Genomic DNA, 14,775 nt, shown 5'->3' with positions numbered 1-14,775 from the left:
CCCGCGTCACTGCACTGCCCGCCGTTCGGGGCCTCAGCTCTGCGTGGCCCCCGCCGGCGCCGTGGCCGCCTTGCAGCTGGACTGCTGGGCCATCGCCTGGCCGACCTCGCCCTCCTCCAGGTTCTTGAGGGCGTCGTTGCCGCTCTGGCTCAGCTTGTCCAGCTCGGTGGCGATGTCCTTCAGACCGTCGGCGAACTTGCCCTGGTCCTTGGTGTCCAGACCGTCGACCTGCTTCTTCAGGGAGGCGTACGAAGTGGAGATCGCGTTGAGCTCCTTGACCGCGTCCTGCTGCTTCTTCTCGCCGTTCTCCACGTCCGGGGCCCCGGCCTTGTTCACGGCGCTCCCGATCGCCTTGTAGGCGTCGGACATGTCCTGGAAGGCCTGTGCGTCGGTCTTCTGGACGTCCTCGGGCGTGCTGTTGTCCGAGGTCTCCTTCTGGATCGCCGCATTGGCCGACTCGATCTTCTTGGCCTGCGGCTGTACGGCGTCACAGACCTGCTTGGCCCAGGAGTCCAGCTTGTCGTTGCTGTCGTCGCCGCCGCAGCCCGACAGCGCCAGTACCAGTACCGCACCGCCGGACAGTGCGGCCGCGAGCTTCTTGTTCACCGGTTTGGTCCCTTCCATGGCTCTCGGCCCCGGAACATACACGCCAGATGCACGGCAACCGCACGCCGAGCGTCTATTAAGACCATTTTGTAACCTTTTGCACCAAGCGAGAGAAGGCTCACGCGTGAACGTGTACCCACACAGCGCGGGCGGGCGACGCGTCAACGCGCGCCGCCCGCCCGCACCTTGAAACGGGGCTTGGAATCCTCCCTACGAAACCACCGCCGGATCGGCCGACTTGGGCTCCGAGTCGGCGTTGTCCTCGTCACCCATCGCGATTCCACGCCGCTTTGACACGTACACAGCCCCGGCGATCACGAGGAACGCGAGGACGGCGACCAGGATCCGCACCCCGATGCTCTTGTCGGGACCGTAGGAAAACTTGATCACCGCGGGCGCGATGAGCAGCGAGACCAGGTTCATGACCTTCAGCAGCGGGTTGATCGCGGGCCCCGCGGTGTCCTTGAAGGGGTCACCGACCGTGTCTCCGATCACGGTCGCCGCGTGCGCCTCGCTGCCCTTGCCGCCGTGGTGGCCGTCCTCGACGAGTTTCTTGGCGTTGTCCCAGGCGCCGCCGGAGTTGGCGAGGAACACCGCCATCAGTGTGCCCGCGCCGATCGCGCCCGCCAGGAACGCCCCGAGCGGGCCGACACCGAGCGTGAACCCGATGAAGATGGGCGCCATCACGGCCAGCAGACCGGGCGTGGCGAGCTCGCGCAGGGCGTCCTTGGTGCAGATGTCGACGACCTTGCCGTACTCCGGTTTCTCGCTGTAGTCCATGATCCCGGGTTTCTCACGGAACTGCCGCCGGACCTCGTACACCACGGAACCCGCCGACCGTGACACCGCGTTGATCGCCAGCCCCGAGAAGAGGAAGACGACCGCCGCGCCGGCGATGAGACCCACGAGGTTGTTGGGCTGCGAGATGTCCATCATCAGGCTCATCGGGGCGCCCTCCCCGCTGAGTTTCTCGCCCACGTCCCGCGCGCCGGTGAAGATCGCGTCGCGGTACGACCCGAACAGCGCCGCCGCCGCGAGCACGGCAGTGGCGATCGCGATGCCCTTGGTGATCGCCTTGGTGGTGTTGCCGACCGCGTCCAGGTTGGTGAGCACCTGCGCGCCCGCGCCCTCGACGTCGCCGGACATCTCCGCGATGCCCTGCGCGTTGTCGGAGACGGGCCCGAAGGTGTCCATCGCGACGATCACACCGACCGTGGTGAGCAGGCCGGTGCCGGCCAGCGCCACCGCGAACAGTGCCAGCATGATCGAGGTGCCGCCGAGCAGGAACGCCCCGTACACACCGAGACCGATCAACAGGGCGGTGTAGACGGCGGATTCGAGACCGACGGAGACACCGGCGAGGACGACGGTGGCCGGGCCGGTGAGCGAGGTCTTGCCGATGTCCCTGACGGGCCGGCGCGTGGTCTCGGTGAAGTAGCCGGTCAGTTGCTGGATGAGGGCGGCGAGCACGATGCCGATGGCCACCGCGACGAGCGCGAGGACCCGCGGGTCGCCCTCCTTGCCCAGGATCTCGGCGTCGGTGACCCCGTCGAGCTCGGCGTACTTGCCCGGCAGGTAGACGAAGACGGCCACCGCCACCAGCACCAGCGAGATCACCGCGGAGATGAAGAACCCGCGGTTGATGGCGCTCATGCCGCTGCGGTCGGCGCGCCGGGGCGCCACCGCGAAGATGCCGATCATGGCGGTGATCACCCCGATCGCCGGCACGAGCAGCGGGAAGCCGAGTCCGGCGTCGCCGAAGGCCGCCGAGCCGAGGATCAGAGCGGCGACCAGGGTCACGGCGTACGACTCGAAGAGGTCGGCCGCCATGCCCGCGCAGTCGCCGACGTTGTCGCCCACGTTGTCGGCGATGGTCGCGGCATTGCGCGGGTCGTCCTCCGGAATGCCCTGTTCGACCTTGCCGACCAGGTCGGCGCCGACGTCGGCGGCCTTGGTGAAGATGCCGCCGCCGACACGCATGAACATCGCGATCAGCGCGGCCCCGAGGCCGAAGCCCTCGAGCACCTTCGGCGCGTCGGCCGCGTACACCAGCACCACACAGGAGGCGCCGAGCAGGCCGAGGCCCACCGTGAACATGCCGACCACACCGCCCGTACGGAAAGCGATCTTCATCGCTTTGTGCGAGACCGTGGTCAGATCCTTTTCCGGCTCGCCTTGAGCCGGAGTGGCTTCACGCGCCGCCGCGGCGACACGCACATTGCTGCGTACGGCGAGCCACATGCCGATATAGCCGGTGGCCGCCGAGAACGCCGCTCCGATCAGAAAGAACACCGACCGTCCGGCACGCTGACTCCAGTCGTCCGCGGGCAGCAGCATGAGCAGGAAGAACACGACCACGGCGAATACGCCGAGCGTGCGCAGCTGACGGGCCAGATAGGCGTTCGCGCCTTCCTGGACCGCTGCCGCGATCTCCTTCATGCTGTCGGTGCCCTCGCCGGCCGCGAGTACCTGGCGCACCAGGACCCCCGCGAGCACCAGGGCCGCCAGTGCGACGACCGCGATGACCACGATGAGGACACGGTTGCCATCGGTCAGTACGGCGGCTGCGAGGTCTGTGGGATGGCCCGACTGTTGTGAGAGGGAAAGCCCCGCCATTCGTCCTCCTTGACGCTTGGGCTGAGCTCAAGATGTGGACGGGATTGTAGGTACCGGAACCTGATCAAAACAGAGCGCGATAAACGGAATTGGCGTCCCGAAGTAATGCCCTGAAAGCATTCTGAGGCTGTCGGAGGGCGCGCGAATGATCGTGAACGAATTCACGCGGTGAACGGCACAGGACCTACTGTAAAGGCGGGCACCGACACCCGCACATGACGAAGGGCCCCACGGGTGGGGCCCTTCGGAAAGAACGGTGTGCGCGGTGGCGGGGTCAGACCAGGATCGTCGGCGGCGGCGTGGTCGGCCAGGTCATCTTGATCAGCCCGCCGTGCTCTCCCGCGCTGACCTCGACGTCGTCGACGAGTCCGCTGATGACCGCGAGGCCCATTTCGTCCTCGTCGGCCTCACCGTCGGCGTCACCGGGTCCGTCCCCGGGGGCGCGCTCGCCGGAGACCGCGTGCGGGACCTCGTCGCCGACCTCGATGGAGAACTGCTTCTCCTCCTCGATCAGCAGCACCTTCACCGGTGCCGAGATACCGCCGGTCTGATGCAGTCCGACGGCTCGGGTGCACGCCTCGCCGACGGCGAGCCTGACCTCGTCGAGGACGGCCTCGTCCACTCCGGCCCTGCGCGCCACCGCCGCCGCCACCAGCCGGGCGGTCCTGACATGCTCGGGCAGCGCGCTGAAGCGGAGCTCAACGGTGGCCATGCATCCCCCTCGCAACTAGCGGGCGTGCTGTCGAGAGGCTCCGGGCCGGCGAAACCCGGGCCCCCTCGGTCTTCACTCTTGCCGAATGTCGGCCGGCCCGGGCACTCGGCCCGGGACCGGTGTCAGTCGGTGGCCGCAACCGCTTCCTCGACCGAGGTGTGAATCGGGAACACCTTGGTGAGGCCGGTGATACGGAAGATCTTCAGAATGCGCTCCTGGTTGCAGACCAGGCGCAGGGAGCCCTCATGGGCCCGCACACGCTTCAGACCGCCGACCAGTACGCCGAGCCCGGTGGAGTCGAGGAAGTCCACGCCCTCCATGTCGACGACAAGGTGGAAACTGCCGTCGTTCACCAGCTCGACCAACTGCTCGCGCAGCTTGGGCGCGGTATATACGTCGATTTCGCCACCGACCCTGACGATCGTGCGATCGCCCATGGTTTCGGTCGACAGGGACAGGTCCACGGATCCTCCAGCACCTTGCTATCGAGCGGTCGCCCTAGGGGCATTCGGCTTCAGCCCCTGGACGCTTCGCCAGCCGCGATGGCATTCAATCACTTACCGGCAGGCGTGCACGACGCCTTGGCTCCATTGTCCGTCACGCCAGTGACACACTCGGTGCCGATGGCCAAGAATCACCGATCCGATCGAACCCCGACGGACCCCGCCTCCCGACCCACGCCGGGCGCGGTCCTGGACCGGCTCGCGTCCGGCCCCAGCAGGGCTTCTCGCATTACTCATACGGAGCACTTGCCCCCGCGCGAGGGTCGGCATGCCGTCTGGCCGGACCGGATCCGCGCCGAGGTCATCGCGGCCGTGCGCGCCGCGGGCATCGAACATCCCTGGGCCCACCAGGCACGCGCGGCCGAGCACGCCCTGAACGGCGAGTCGGTAGTCGTCGCCACCGGCACGGCCTCCGGCAAGTCCCTGGCCTACCTCGTGCCGGTCTTCTCCACCCTCCTGGAGGGCTCGGAGGCCCCGAACGGCCGCGGCGCGACCACCCTCTACCTGGCTCCCACCAAGGCTCTCGCGGCGGACCAGTGCCGCTCCGTGAAGGAACTTTCACATCCGCTGGGCAATTCCGTGCGCCCAGCCGTGTACGACGGCGATACTCCGTTCGAGGAACGCGAGTGGATCCGTCAGTACGCCAACTACGTGCTGACCAACCCGGACATGCTGCACCGCGGCATCCTGCCGTCCCACCCCCGCTGGTCCTCCTTCCTGAAGTCGCTGAAGTACGTCGTCATCGACGAATGCCACACCTACCGTGGCGTCTTCGGCTCGCACGTCGCCCAGGTGCTGCGCCGACTGCGCCGGCTGTGTGCCCGCTACGGCGCGTCGCCGGTGTTCCTGCTGGCCTCCGCGACCGCCGCCGAGCCCTCCGTGGCCGCCCGCCGCCTCACCGGCGTGCCGGTGCTGGAAGTGGCCGACGACGCCTCCCCCCGCGGTGAACTGGTGTTCGCCCTCTGGGAGCCGCCGCTGACCGAGCTGCACGGCGAGAAGGGCGCCCCGGTCCGCCGTACCGCCACCGCCGAGGCCGCCGACCTGCTGACCGACCTCACCGTGCAGGGTGTGCGCTCGGTCGCCTTCGTCCGTTCCCGGCGCGGCGCCGAGCTGATCTCGGTCATCTCCCAGGAGCGTCTCGCCGAGGTCGACCGGTCGCTGGCCCGGCGTGTCGCGGCGTACCGGGGCGGCTATCTCCCCGAAGAACGCCGTGCTCTCGAACAAGCCCTCCATTCGGGTGAACTGCTGGGCCTCGCCGCGACGAACGCCCTCGAACTCGGCATCGACATCTCCGGCCTCGACGCGGTCGTCATCGCCGGCTACCCGGGCACGCGTGCCTCCCTGTGGCAGCAGGCGGGCCGGGCCGGACGGTCCGGGCAGGGGGCGCTGGCCGTCCTGGTCGCCCGCGACGACCCGCTGGACACCTTCCTCGTCCACCACCCCGAGGCCCTGTTCGACCAGCCCGTCGAATCGACCGTCCTCGACCCGGACAACCCCTACGTGCTGGCCCCGCACCTGTGCGCGGCCGCCGCGGAGCTGCCTCTGACGGACGAGGACCTCGCCCTGTTCGGCCCGGCCAGCGAGGGCCTCCTGCCCCAGCTGGAGGCCGCGAAGCTGCTGCGCCGCCGCACGAAGGCCTGGCACTGGACCCGTCGCGAGCGCGCCGCCGACCTGACGGACATCCGGGGTGAGGGCGGACGCCCGGTTCAGGTCGTCGAGACCGGCACGGGCCGGCTGCTCGGCACGGTCGACGCCGGAGCCGCGCACTCGACGGTGCACGAGGGGGCGGTCCACCTCCACCAGGGCCGCACCTACCTGGTGCGGTCGCTGGACCTGGAGGACTCCGTCGCCCTCGTCGAGGAGGCCGCCCCGCCGTACTCCACGGTCGCCCGCGACACGACGTCGATCTCCGTCCTGGAGACGGACGTCGAGATCCCGTGGGGCGACGGCCGCCTCTGCTACGGCTCCGTCGAAGTCACCAACCAGGTCGTCTCCTTCCTCCGCAGACGGCTCATCACCGGAGAGGTGCTCGGCGAGACCAAACTCGACCTCCCTCCCCGTACGCTGCGCACCCGCGCCGTGTGGTGGACCGTCACCGAGGACCAGCTGGACCGGGCCCGGATCAACCCGGAGATCCTCGGCGGCTCCCTGCACGCCGCCGAACACGCGTCGATCGGCCTGCTGCCCCTCTTCGCGACCTGCGACCGCTGGGACATCGGCGGCGTGTCGATCCCGCTCCACCCCGACACGCTCCTGCCCACGGTCTTCGTCTACGACGGTCATCCGGGCGGCGCGGGCTTCGCGGAGCGCGCCTTCCACACCGCCCGCACCTGGCTGACCGCCACCCGCCAGGCCATCGCCTCCTGCGAGTGCGACGCCGGCTGCCCGTCCTGCATCCAGTCCCCCAAGTGCGGCAACGGCAACGACCCGCTGCACAAGAGGGGGGCCGTGCGGCTCCTCACGGTGCTGCTGGATGGGGCTCCCGAGGAGAAGGAGGGTGATCCGGGAGAAGGGGGCGCTCCGGGAGCGAAGGAGGGTGCTCCGAGGGAGGAGGAGAGGGCTCCGGAAGAGAACGAGGCGGCGGCCGAGGCACCTGAGCGGCCGACCGGGGATCCGGCTGAGCCGCCGGAGGCCCCGCCCTCGCCCTGACCTCCGCCGTGAACGGTCCCCGTCCCGACGCCGCTGTCACGTCCGAGATCTCCCCGACGACCTCGCACCGCACGAGCCGTACGCCCTGTGCCCGGGCCACCCGGCCGGCCCGGGCACAGGCCGCCGAACCGCCGTCGGCCCAGTGGTCCGCCGCGGCGAGCGCCGCGAGATCCGCACCGCCCGCCGCCCGGTGCCGGATGACGACGGCCTGCCCGAGCGCCAGGACGACCCCGAACACCACACACAGAACGGCGATCGCCCCCACGCTCCACACGGTGGCGGACCCCTGGTCCGAACCGGCGCCCCGACCACTGGTACATCCCCGGCCCCGTGTCACGTGCCCACCGCCTCCTCCACCGACGCCACGGCCTCCTCGCGCACGGCGAAGGACAGACCGCGCAGCACCGGCGGCTCGGCCACGACGGTCACCCGGACGTGCTCCGCGCCCCGGCTGACGGTCACCTTCGCGCCGGGCGGTGCCGCCTCGCGGGTCAGTTCCACGACCGCGCCGGGCGAGTCCTGTCGGGCCGCCGCACGCGCACCCGTCCGCGCCGCGTCCACACACTGGATCTGCGCGGCCACGACCAGCAGCCCCCACACCAGCGCCATCGCGAACATCACCAGCACGGGCAGCACCACGGCCGACTCCGCCGTGACGAACCCCCGGTCCGCGCCCCGCTCACATCCGCGCATTGAGGGCCTCCTTCACGATGTTCTGGAGTTCCGCGCTGACCGGGCCGCTCGTGACGACCTTGTAGAGCACCACCGCGAACGCCACCGCCGCGACGATTCCCATCGCGTACTCGGAGGTGACCATCCCCGCGTCCCTCCGCGCCGCCCGCATCCCGCACACCAGGGCACGCAGCCGTGCCCGTACCGCCTGATACATCTCAACCCCCGTAAGAAAGAGTCCGAACTTCCACACTGCTGCTGGTTGTCGCTCACTGCTTCCGGTCCGTTGCCGCCTCACCCACCACCCCCTCCGAGCACCCCGCCCGCGAGTCCGATCACCACGGGCAGCACGCCGACCGCGATGAACGCGGGCAGGAAGCACAGCCCCACCGGCGCGCTCACCATCACGCCCGCCCGTCGGGCCCTGGCCGTCGCGGCGCGGCCCCAGTCGGCCCGGGCCTCCGCGGCGAGCCGCGCGACCGGCACCGCCGCGGGCAGCCCGGACACATCGGCCCGTTCGAGCAGCCGGGCCAGACCTCCGGCACCCGGAACGGCACCCAACCTCCGCCAGGCCACGCCCGGTTCGCCGCCCAGCCGAACCTCCGCCGCTCCCCGGGCGAGGGCGTCGCCGACAGGGCCACCCAGGGCCTCACCCACCGCCTGCGCCGCGATCACCGGGCCGGCGCCCGCCGCGATGCAGGCCGCCAGCAGGTCGGCGGCGAGGGGCAGTTGCCGTGCCGCCTCAGCGAGGTCGGGTGCCCCCGGGGCCGCGCCGGCCGTCTCCCGACTCAGGCGCCACCGCCACACCGCCACCGCACCGGCCAGCCCCACCGCGAGCCCGGCGAGGCCTCCGACCAGCGCCCATCCGGCGCACGCCACGCCCACCGGGGCCAGCCACGTCCGCGCGAGCCCCCGCACGGCCGGTTTCATGGCAGGGGCCGTCGCTTGCCGTACCCCCGACAGCTCCGTCAGCCGCCGGCGCGTCCTCCTGCGGCGCCGCGCCTCCAGCAGCGACCACACCAGCAATCCGCAGGCCAGCACGATCCCCAGGGTCACCCCCAGCCTGTGGACAACTTCTCCGCTCATGCCGCCGTCTCCGCGCCTCGCACGATCCGCTGCACCCACCACAGCCCCAGGCCCTCCAGCGCCCCGCCGGCCGCCAGACATCCCAGTCCCGCCCCGGTGTGCAGCAGGACGTGGAGGGGATCGGCCCCGAGGGCGGTGCCGATGAGGAGCCCCAGGGCCGGCAATCCGGCGAGCATCACCGCCGTGGCCCGGGCGCCCGCCAGCTGGGCTCGCAGGTCGGACCGTTGGTCCCGTTCCGCGCGCAGGGCGGCGGCGAGCCGGTCGAGACCGGCCGCGAGGCCCGCGCCCTGGTCCACGGCCACCCGCCAGCACGCCGCGAGTCCCCGTAGTCCCTCGGCGCCCGGTTGCCGCGCCGCCGTGGCCAGCGCCTCCGGCACGTCACCGCCGAACCGCGCCGCCGCAAGCACCGTCGCCTGCGCGTCCGCGAGCCCGCCGCAGTCCCGGGCGGCCCGCAGCAGCCCCTCACCCGGCTGGCGCCCGGCCCGCACCTCACCGGCGAGCGCCCCGCACAGCGCGATCACCGCGTCGGCCCGGCGCTCTCGGTCCCGCCGCACCTCGCCGGCCAGCCGGGTCCGCCGCAGCAGCGGCACGCCGGCCGCCCCGAGGACGGCCGGCAGCACCGAAGCCCCGAGCACCGCCAGCACCAGCCCGGCCACCGGTGACCACCACTCGGCCCGCAGCCGCCCACGGACACGCCGCAGCCCACCGGTCATCCGCCGCCACCCGGGCGGGCCGCTTCCGACGGCTGCCCCGTCCGCGAGCAGCAGCCGCGCCCGCCGCGCCGCCTCCTCACGCTCACCCAGCAGCCAGACAGCCGCCCCCATGCACGCCACGGCCGCACCCATCGACATCTCAGGCACCCCCGTCATGACGCGCCTCCCTCACCACGGCCACACCCCTCCACACCTGAAGCACCCCGCCAGACCTCGCCTCCCCCACCACGGCCACACCCCTCGACACCTCAAGCACCCCCGTCATGACGCGCCCCTCTCCACCGCGACCTCACCCGGCCCGCTCGCCTCGCTCCGAAGCAGCCCCCGCAGCCGCTCCCACCCCCGCTCGCGTGCGAACGCCTGCGCTCCCCACCGCAGCGCCGGCATCGTGCGCACGAGCCCCGACGGGTCCCGCTCCAGCACGTGCACCTCCGCGATCCGTCGCCGCCCGGCCCGGTCGCGCACCAGGTGCAGCACCACGGAGAGGGCGGCCGCCAACTGGCTGTGCAGCGCGGCCCGGTCGAGCCCGGCGGCCGTGCCGAGCGCTTCCAGCCGGGCCGGTACATCGGCGGCGGCGTTGGCGTGCACGGTCCCGCAGCCGCCCTCGTGACCGGTGTTCAACGCGGCCAGCAGATGCACCACTTCGGGCCCACGCACCTCGCCCACGACCAGCCGGTCCGGCCGCATCCGCAGCGCCTGGCGCACCAGGTCCTCAAGGGTGACGAGGCCCGCCCCCTCCTGGTTGGCGGGTCTGGTCTCCAGCCGCACGACATGGGGATGGTCGGGCCGCAGCTCCGCCGAGTCCTCGGCGAGGACGATCCGCTCGTCCGGCCCCACCAACCCGAGCAGGGCACTGAGCAGCGTGGTCTTTCCGGTGCCGGTCCCGCCGCTGACCAGGAAAGACAGCCGAGCGTCGAGCAGGGCGCGCAGGATGCGGTCCCCGCCTGGCGGCACTGTGCCGGCCGTGACCAGCTCACCGAGGGTGAAGGCTCGCGGCCGTACCACCCGCAGCGACAGGCAGGCGCAGCCCACCGCCACCGGCGGCAGCACGGCGTGCAACCGGGTCCCGTCGGGCAGCCGGGCGTCGGCCCAGGGTCGGGCGTCGTCCAGCCGTCGTCCGGCCACCGCGGCGAGGCGCTGGGCGAGCCGCCGTACGGCCGCCGCGTCCGCGAACCGCACCGATGTCAGCTCCAGTCCGCCGCCCCGGTCCACCCAGACCCGGTCCGGGGCCGACACCAGCACGTCCGTCACCGACGGATCGGCCAGGAGCGGCTCCAGCGGTCCGCTGCCGATCAGCTCGGACCGCAACTGCGCGGCGGCACCCAGGACTTCGGCGTCCCCGAGGACGCGCCCCTGGTCCCGCAGGGCCTGCGCCACGCGCGCGGGGGTCGGCTCGGCCCCGCTCTCCGCCAGCCACCGCCGCACCCCGTCGAGCAGCGCCGCACCTTCGAGTCCGGCCAGAGTGCTCATGCCGCACCCGCCTCGACGAGCGCCCGCTCCCAGAACCCCTTGCAGAACCGGGCGAGCGGTCCGCGCGGGGCGGCACCCGGTGGCGCCGTGCCCTCGTCCGGGCGGGACAGCCCCGGCTCGTCGGGCACTTCGCCGACCAGGGGCAGTCCCAGCAGCCGCGCGACCTCACGGTCGCCGAGCCCCGGCGGGTAGGGGCCGCGGACCGCCACCCGCAGATCCCGCAGGACCATGCCGACCGCGGAGGCCACCCGCCCCGCGGCCGCGACGGCCCGCAGCTCGGCGGGCACCACCAGCACGCCCACGTCCAGCTGGGTGAGCACCTCGGCGACACCGTCGTCGATCCGGCGCGGCAGGTCGACCACGACCGTGCCGCCGCGGCGCCGGGCCGCCGCGAGCACCGCGCGTACCGCCTGCGGCGGGACCGCGATCCGGTCGCCGCGGTCCCAGCTGAGCACCCGCAGCGAGTGCAGCTCGGGCAGTGACTCCTCCAGGGCTCCCCCGCCGACCCGTCCGCGCGAGGAGGCGAACGCGGGCCAGCGCAGCCCTTCGGCCGTCTCACCCCCGAGGAGGACATCGAGTCCCCCGCCCAGCGGATCGGCGTCCACGAGGAGCGTGCGCAGTCCCTCCCGCGCGGAGGTGACGGCGAGGGCGCACGCGAGCGTGGAGGCTCCGGCACCGCCTCGGCCGCCGATGACGCCCACCGTGAGGGCGGGCCGGCCGACGCCCTCGGCCACGTCGGCGATCCGGTCGACCAGCCACTGCTCGCCGTCGGGCAGCATCAGGACGTGCTCGGCGCCGATCTCGACGGCACGCCGCCACACCCCGGAGTCGTCCTGGTCCCGGCCGACGAGCACGACACCCCTTCTGCGCACGGCCCCGCGCACCCGCCGCGCGGCGTCGTCGCCGACCAGGACGAGGGGCGCGGCCTCCCAGCTGCCTCTGCGCTCCGGCACTCCGTGGTGCACCTCGGGTGTGGCGCCCGCCGCCGCGCACAGGCGCAGCAGGTCGTCGAGGAGTTCGCTGTCCTCGGTGACGATCAGCGGTCCGCCCTGCCGCCCTCCGGCGGCGGGCTGCGGATCGTGTGTGACGGTTCCGGACACGCTTTCCATCCCCCTTCGCTGCATGGCTCGCGCGGCCCCTGCGGCCCCGCGAAACCCAAACGTGGGAAGAACCGACAAGCGGCCTTCCTGTGAACGGCCGACAGAAACCGGCCAAACGCCCCCGGGTACTCGGAACCGGCCATGAACTCGCCGCGAGCGGGACGCGTTGGAATCACGGTGCAGCGATCCCTGAAATCGTGTGGATCTTGGTGGATAACTGTGGACGTCCCGGGGGTTGTGAATATCGCCGTCACCCATACCGGTGAGCGGCTCAGGCCCTCCGCGCGAGCGGCACAGAGCAGTCCGGCAACTACCCAGCGTGATAGGTCAGGTGCATGACAAATGCACCGCCACAACAGCGTCGAAGCGGATTTCAAGGCGCGCGAAGAGGTTGAAAACCCATCCGGACATGCGACGACCCCCGCCGGGGGGGAGAGCGGGGGTCGTCCCCACGGCCGACTCGGGGGGGGAGGAGTCGGGCCGGGTTAGCACGGTCGCGAACGATCCGTGACTTCCATGGTGTACCCGAGAGCCTTCTCAGGCAAACCCACGCGCCCCACCTTACGCCGAATGGGCTGCCCCTATGCTCTGGGGCGTGGAAAACCACTCGATGCCCCGCACAGCCGCCTTCTTTGACCTGGACAAGACGGTCATTGCGAAGTCGAGCACGCTCACGTTCAGCAAGTCGTTCTACCAAGGCGGTCTGATCAACCGCAGGGCCGTCTTGCGCACCGCATATGCCCAGTTCGTCTTCCTGGCCGGTGGCGCCGACCACGACCAGATGGAGCGCATGCGCGCATATCTGTCCGCCCTGTGCCGGGGCTGGAACGTGCAGCAGGTCAAGGAGATCGTCGCCGAGACGCTGCACGACCTGATCGACCCGATCATCTACGACGAGGCCGCCTCCCTCATCGAGGAGCACCACACCGCCGGCCGCGACGTCGTGATCGTGTCCACCTCGGGCGCCGAGGTGGTCGAGCCGATCGGCGAACTGCTGGGCGCCGACCGCGTGGTCGCCACCCGCATGGTCGTGGGCGACGACGGCTGCTTCACCGGCGAGGTGGAGTACTACGCGTACGGCCCGACCAAGGCCGAGGCCGTCAGGGAGCTGGCCGAGTCCGAGGGGTACGACCTGAGCCGCTGCTACGCCTACAGCGACTCGGCGACCGATGTGCCGATGCTGGAGTCCGTCGGCCATCCGCATGCCGTGAACCCGGACCGGGCGCTGCGCCGCGAGGCCCTCGCGCGCGGGTGGCCGATCCTCGACTTCCACCGCCCGGTCCGGCTGAAGCAGCGCATTCCCGCGTTCTCCGTCCCGCCCCGTCCGGCGCTCGTGGCGGTCGCGGCGATAGGCGCAGCGGCGGCCACGGCGGGACTCGTCTGGTACGCGAACAGGCGCCGGGCGACGGTCGCTTGACCTGTGACGATGCCCAGTCCTATGTGAACCCAAAAGTAAAGAAGTGCAGCCTGGACTTCCGCTCGCACCGGGGCAGGAGTACAAAGGACTCAACGGCCCGCGAGACCAAGGACATCCGAGAGGATCACCTTTTAACGCATTTGGCCCCACGGACCGAGCATGAACACCGGGCACCCACGCGACGTCGACCCGTCGAATACGGGCCAGCCGCACCAGGTGACGGGCAAAGCTCCCGACCTGATGGGCATATATCGAGGACGCTTGGTAACCCGATGCTCATGCCAGCGGCGGTACGAGAACTCGTACCGCCGCATCATTTTTCCGGCCGTGCTTTTTGCCGTGCCCTCTCGCGCCGCACCGCGATGTCACGCCCGCGATGTCATGCCGCCCCGCGCTGGAGCGCCTCGCACACCGCCATCGACTCGCGAGCACCCAGCTCCACGGCCCTGCCGCAGTGGGCGATCCAGGCTGCCACGCCCTCCGGGGTACCGGAGACGTACCCGCCGAGGGCCTCCAGGTAGGCCTCGCGCCCCAGCTCCGCGTGGCCGACCTCGGCCGCGCAGACCGACTTCGGGTCCAGGCCGCTGCCGATGAGGACGATTCGCTCCGCCGTGCGTGCGATGAGGCCGTTGTGGGACGTGAAGGGACGCAGCGCGAGGAGTTCGCCGTGCACCACGGCGGCCGTCACCAGGGCCGGTGCGGAGCCGCCCGCGATGATCAGCCCGGCCAGTCCGTCCAGCCTGCCGTGCGTCTCGGTGGCGCTCGGCAGCGGCAGCCCGACCAGCGGCTCGTCGACCGGCTCGCCCTCCTTGCGGGGCCGTCCCACCTGGTCGGCCTTGTCCGCGGCCGCCACCAGGTGCAGCCGGGCCAGCACCCGCAGGGGCGACTGCCGCCAGATCGACAGCAGCTGGCCCGCCTCCGCGGTGAGCCGCAGGGCGGCACCCACGGTGCGGGCATCGTCGTCACCGCTGAAATCCGTGCGCCGGCGCACCTCCTCCAGGGCCCAGTCCGCGCCGGACAGCGCGGCCGAACCGCGGGCGCCGCGCAGAGCGGCCTCGGAGGTGATCGCGTTGCTGCGCCGCCGCATGACCCGGTGCCCGTAGACCCGGTCGACGGCCTTGCGGACGGACTCCACGGAATCGGCCACTCCGGGCAGCGCCCCCAGGGCCGCGAGGGGATCGGCGCTCGCGCCTGCTGTACTCATGAGTACGACCCTACGCACCCCAGGGCC

Annotated in this window: 13 protein-coding genes and 1 pseudogene; 2 read left to right on the top strand and 12 right to left on the bottom strand. The window is 71.7% G+C overall.

All coding sequences use genetic code 11. The features are described 5' to 3' along the window. Nucleotides 1-33 precede the first annotated feature (33 nt). From QOL88_RS21740 to bldG, 4 genes are all read right to left on the bottom strand, one after another. On the bottom strand, nt 34-624 hold the full coding sequence (locus QOL88_RS21740) for a small secreted protein (RefSeq protein ID WP_179878924.1): 591 nt from the start codon (nt 622-624) through the stop codon (nt 34-36). Nucleotides 625-816: 192 nt separating this feature from the next. Further along, the gene (locus QOL88_RS21735; RefSeq protein WP_097218531.1) at nt 817-3,222 is read right to left on the bottom strand and encodes a sodium-translocating pyrophosphatase; all 2,406 of its coding nucleotides are present in this window, start codon (nt 3,220-3,222) and stop codon (nt 817-819) included. Nucleotides 3,223-3,496: 274 nt separating this feature from the next. Beyond that, nucleotides 3,497-3,934 carry an ATP-binding protein gene (locus tag QOL88_RS21730; protein ID WP_097218528.1) on the bottom strand — a complete coding sequence of 146 codons (438 nt, stop codon included), beginning with the start codon at nt 3,932-3,934 and terminating at the stop codon, nt 3,497-3,499. Between the two features lie 122 nt (nt 3,935-4,056). Continuing rightward, a complete protein-coding gene (bldG, locus tag QOL88_RS21725) occupies nt 4,057-4,398 on the bottom strand; it encodes an anti-sigma factor antagonist BldG (RefSeq protein WP_003991900.1) in 342 nt (113 codons plus the stop codon). A gap of 78 nt (nt 4,399-4,476) precedes the next feature. Here bldG and QOL88_RS21720 point away from each other — a divergent pair, with 78 nt between their 5' ends. Continuing rightward, nucleotides 4,477-7,086: a DEAD/DEAH box helicase gene (locus tag QOL88_RS21720; RefSeq protein ID WP_257027851.1), complete on the top strand. Its 2,610-nt coding sequence runs from the start codon at nt 4,477-4,479 to the stop codon at nt 7,084-7,086. A 40-nt stretch (nt 7,087-7,126) separates the two neighbouring features. Here QOL88_RS21720 and QOL88_RS38885 read toward each other — a convergent pair. The 7 genes and pseudogenes from QOL88_RS38885 to ssd form a co-directional block, all read right to left on the bottom strand. Continuing rightward, nucleotides 7,127-7,324 (bottom strand): annotated as a pseudogene (locus QOL88_RS38885) (Rv3654c family TadE-like protein); the annotation flags it as partial. Between the two features lie 95 nt (nt 7,325-7,419). Continuing rightward, nucleotides 7,420-7,779 (bottom strand): TadE family type IV pilus minor pilin, encoded by a 360-nt coding sequence (locus tag QOL88_RS21710; protein WP_031103557.1) that lies wholly within the window; start codon nt 7,777-7,779, stop codon nt 7,420-7,422. After that, nucleotides 7,766-7,975 carry a DUF4244 domain-containing protein gene (locus tag QOL88_RS21705; RefSeq protein WP_078899406.1) on the bottom strand — a complete coding sequence of 70 codons (210 nt, stop codon included), beginning with the start codon at nt 7,973-7,975 and terminating at the stop codon, nt 7,766-7,768. Before QOL88_RS21705 ends, QOL88_RS21710 begins: the two co-directional genes overlap by 14 nt. A gap of 77 nt (nt 7,976-8,052) precedes the next feature. Beyond that, on the bottom strand, nt 8,053-8,844 hold the full coding sequence (locus tag QOL88_RS21700; protein ID WP_097218523.1) for a type II secretion system F family protein: 792 nt from the start codon (nt 8,842-8,844) through the stop codon (nt 8,053-8,055). Then, nucleotides 8,841-9,713 carry a type II secretion system F family protein gene (locus QOL88_RS21695; protein WP_097218520.1) on the bottom strand — a complete coding sequence of 291 codons (873 nt, stop codon included), beginning with the start codon at nt 9,711-9,713 and terminating at the stop codon, nt 8,841-8,843. The genes QOL88_RS21700 and QOL88_RS21695 overlap by 4 nt, the downstream gene beginning before the upstream one ends. A gap of 105 nt (nt 9,714-9,818) precedes the next feature. Beyond that, nucleotides 9,819-11,027 carry a TadA family conjugal transfer-associated ATPase gene (locus tag QOL88_RS21690; protein WP_097218518.1) on the bottom strand — a complete coding sequence of 403 codons (1,209 nt, stop codon included), beginning with the start codon at nt 11,025-11,027 and terminating at the stop codon, nt 9,819-9,821. Then, the gene (gene ssd / locus QOL88_RS21685) at nt 11,024-12,136 is read right to left on the bottom strand and encodes a septum site-determining protein Ssd (protein ID WP_097218516.1); all 1,113 of its coding nucleotides are present in this window, start codon (nt 12,134-12,136) and stop codon (nt 11,024-11,026) included. Before ssd ends, QOL88_RS21690 begins: the two co-directional genes overlap by 4 nt. Before the next feature lie 574 nt (nt 12,137-12,710). Between ssd and QOL88_RS21680 the strand changes: the two genes are divergently transcribed. Beyond that, nucleotides 12,711-13,544: an HAD family hydrolase gene (locus tag QOL88_RS21680; RefSeq protein ID WP_097218513.1), complete on the top strand. Its 834-nt coding sequence runs from the start codon at nt 12,711-12,713 to the stop codon at nt 13,542-13,544. A gap of 379 nt (nt 13,545-13,923) precedes the next feature. On the opposite strand, the gene QOL88_RS21675 is transcribed toward QOL88_RS21680, so the two are convergent. Next, complete coding sequence (locus tag QOL88_RS21675; RefSeq protein WP_097218511.1) at nt 13,924-14,748, bottom strand: Fic family protein; 825 nt, start codon at nt 14,746-14,748, stop codon at nt 13,924-13,926. Between the last annotated feature and the right edge of the window lie 27 nt (nt 14,749-14,775).

Source organism: Streptomyces sp. Ag82_O1-12, from assembly GCF_900182715.1.
Taxonomy (GTDB): domain Bacteria; phylum Actinomycetota; class Actinomycetes; order Streptomycetales; family Streptomycetaceae; genus Streptomyces; species Streptomyces massasporeus.
The sequence above is the reverse complement of the archived record's forward strand: the minus strand, read 5'-3'. Positions and strand labels throughout refer to the sequence as shown.

Excerpts from the sequence above, each read along its gene's own strand:
- QOL88_RS21740 (WP_179878924.1), bottom strand. The coding sequence starts at position 624 with ATGGAAGGGACCAAACCGGTGAACAAGAAGCTCGCGGCCGCACTGTCC.
- QOL88_RS21735 (WP_097218531.1), bottom strand. The coding sequence starts at position 3,222 with ATGGCGGGGCTTTCCCTCTCACAACAGTCGGGCCATCCCACAGACCTC.
- QOL88_RS21730 (WP_097218528.1), bottom strand. The coding sequence starts at position 3,934 with ATGGCCACCGTTGAGCTCCGCTTCAGCGCGCTGCCCGAGCATGTCAGG.
- QOL88_RS21720 (WP_257027851.1), top strand. The coding sequence starts at position 4,477 with ATGGCATTCAATCACTTACCGGCAGGCGTGCACGACGCCTTGGCTCCA.
- QOL88_RS21710 (WP_031103557.1), bottom strand. The coding sequence starts at position 7,779 with ATGCGCGGATGTGAGCGGGGCGCGGACCGGGGGTTCGTCACGGCGGAG.
- QOL88_RS21705 (WP_078899406.1), bottom strand. The coding sequence starts at position 7,975 with ATGTATCAGGCGGTACGGGCACGGCTGCGTGCCCTGGTGTGCGGGATG.
- QOL88_RS21700 (WP_097218523.1), bottom strand. The coding sequence starts at position 8,844 with ATGAGCGGAGAAGTTGTCCACAGGCTGGGGGTGACCCTGGGGATCGTG.
- QOL88_RS21695 (WP_097218520.1), bottom strand. The coding sequence starts at position 9,713 with ATGACGGGGGTGCCTGAGATGTCGATGGGTGCGGCCGTGGCGTGCATG.
- QOL88_RS21690 (WP_097218518.1), bottom strand. The coding sequence starts at position 11,027 with ATGAGCACTCTGGCCGGACTCGAAGGTGCGGCGCTGCTCGACGGGGTG.
- ssd (WP_097218516.1), bottom strand. The coding sequence starts at position 12,136 with ATGGAAAGCGTGTCCGGAACCGTCACACACGATCCGCAGCCCGCCGCC.
- QOL88_RS21680 (WP_097218513.1), top strand. The coding sequence starts at position 12,711 with ATGCTCTGGGGCGTGGAAAACCACTCGATGCCCCGCACAGCCGCCTTC.
- QOL88_RS21675 (WP_097218511.1), bottom strand. The coding sequence starts at position 14,748 with ATGAGTACAGCAGGCGCGAGCGCCGATCCCCTCGCGGCCCTGGGGGCG.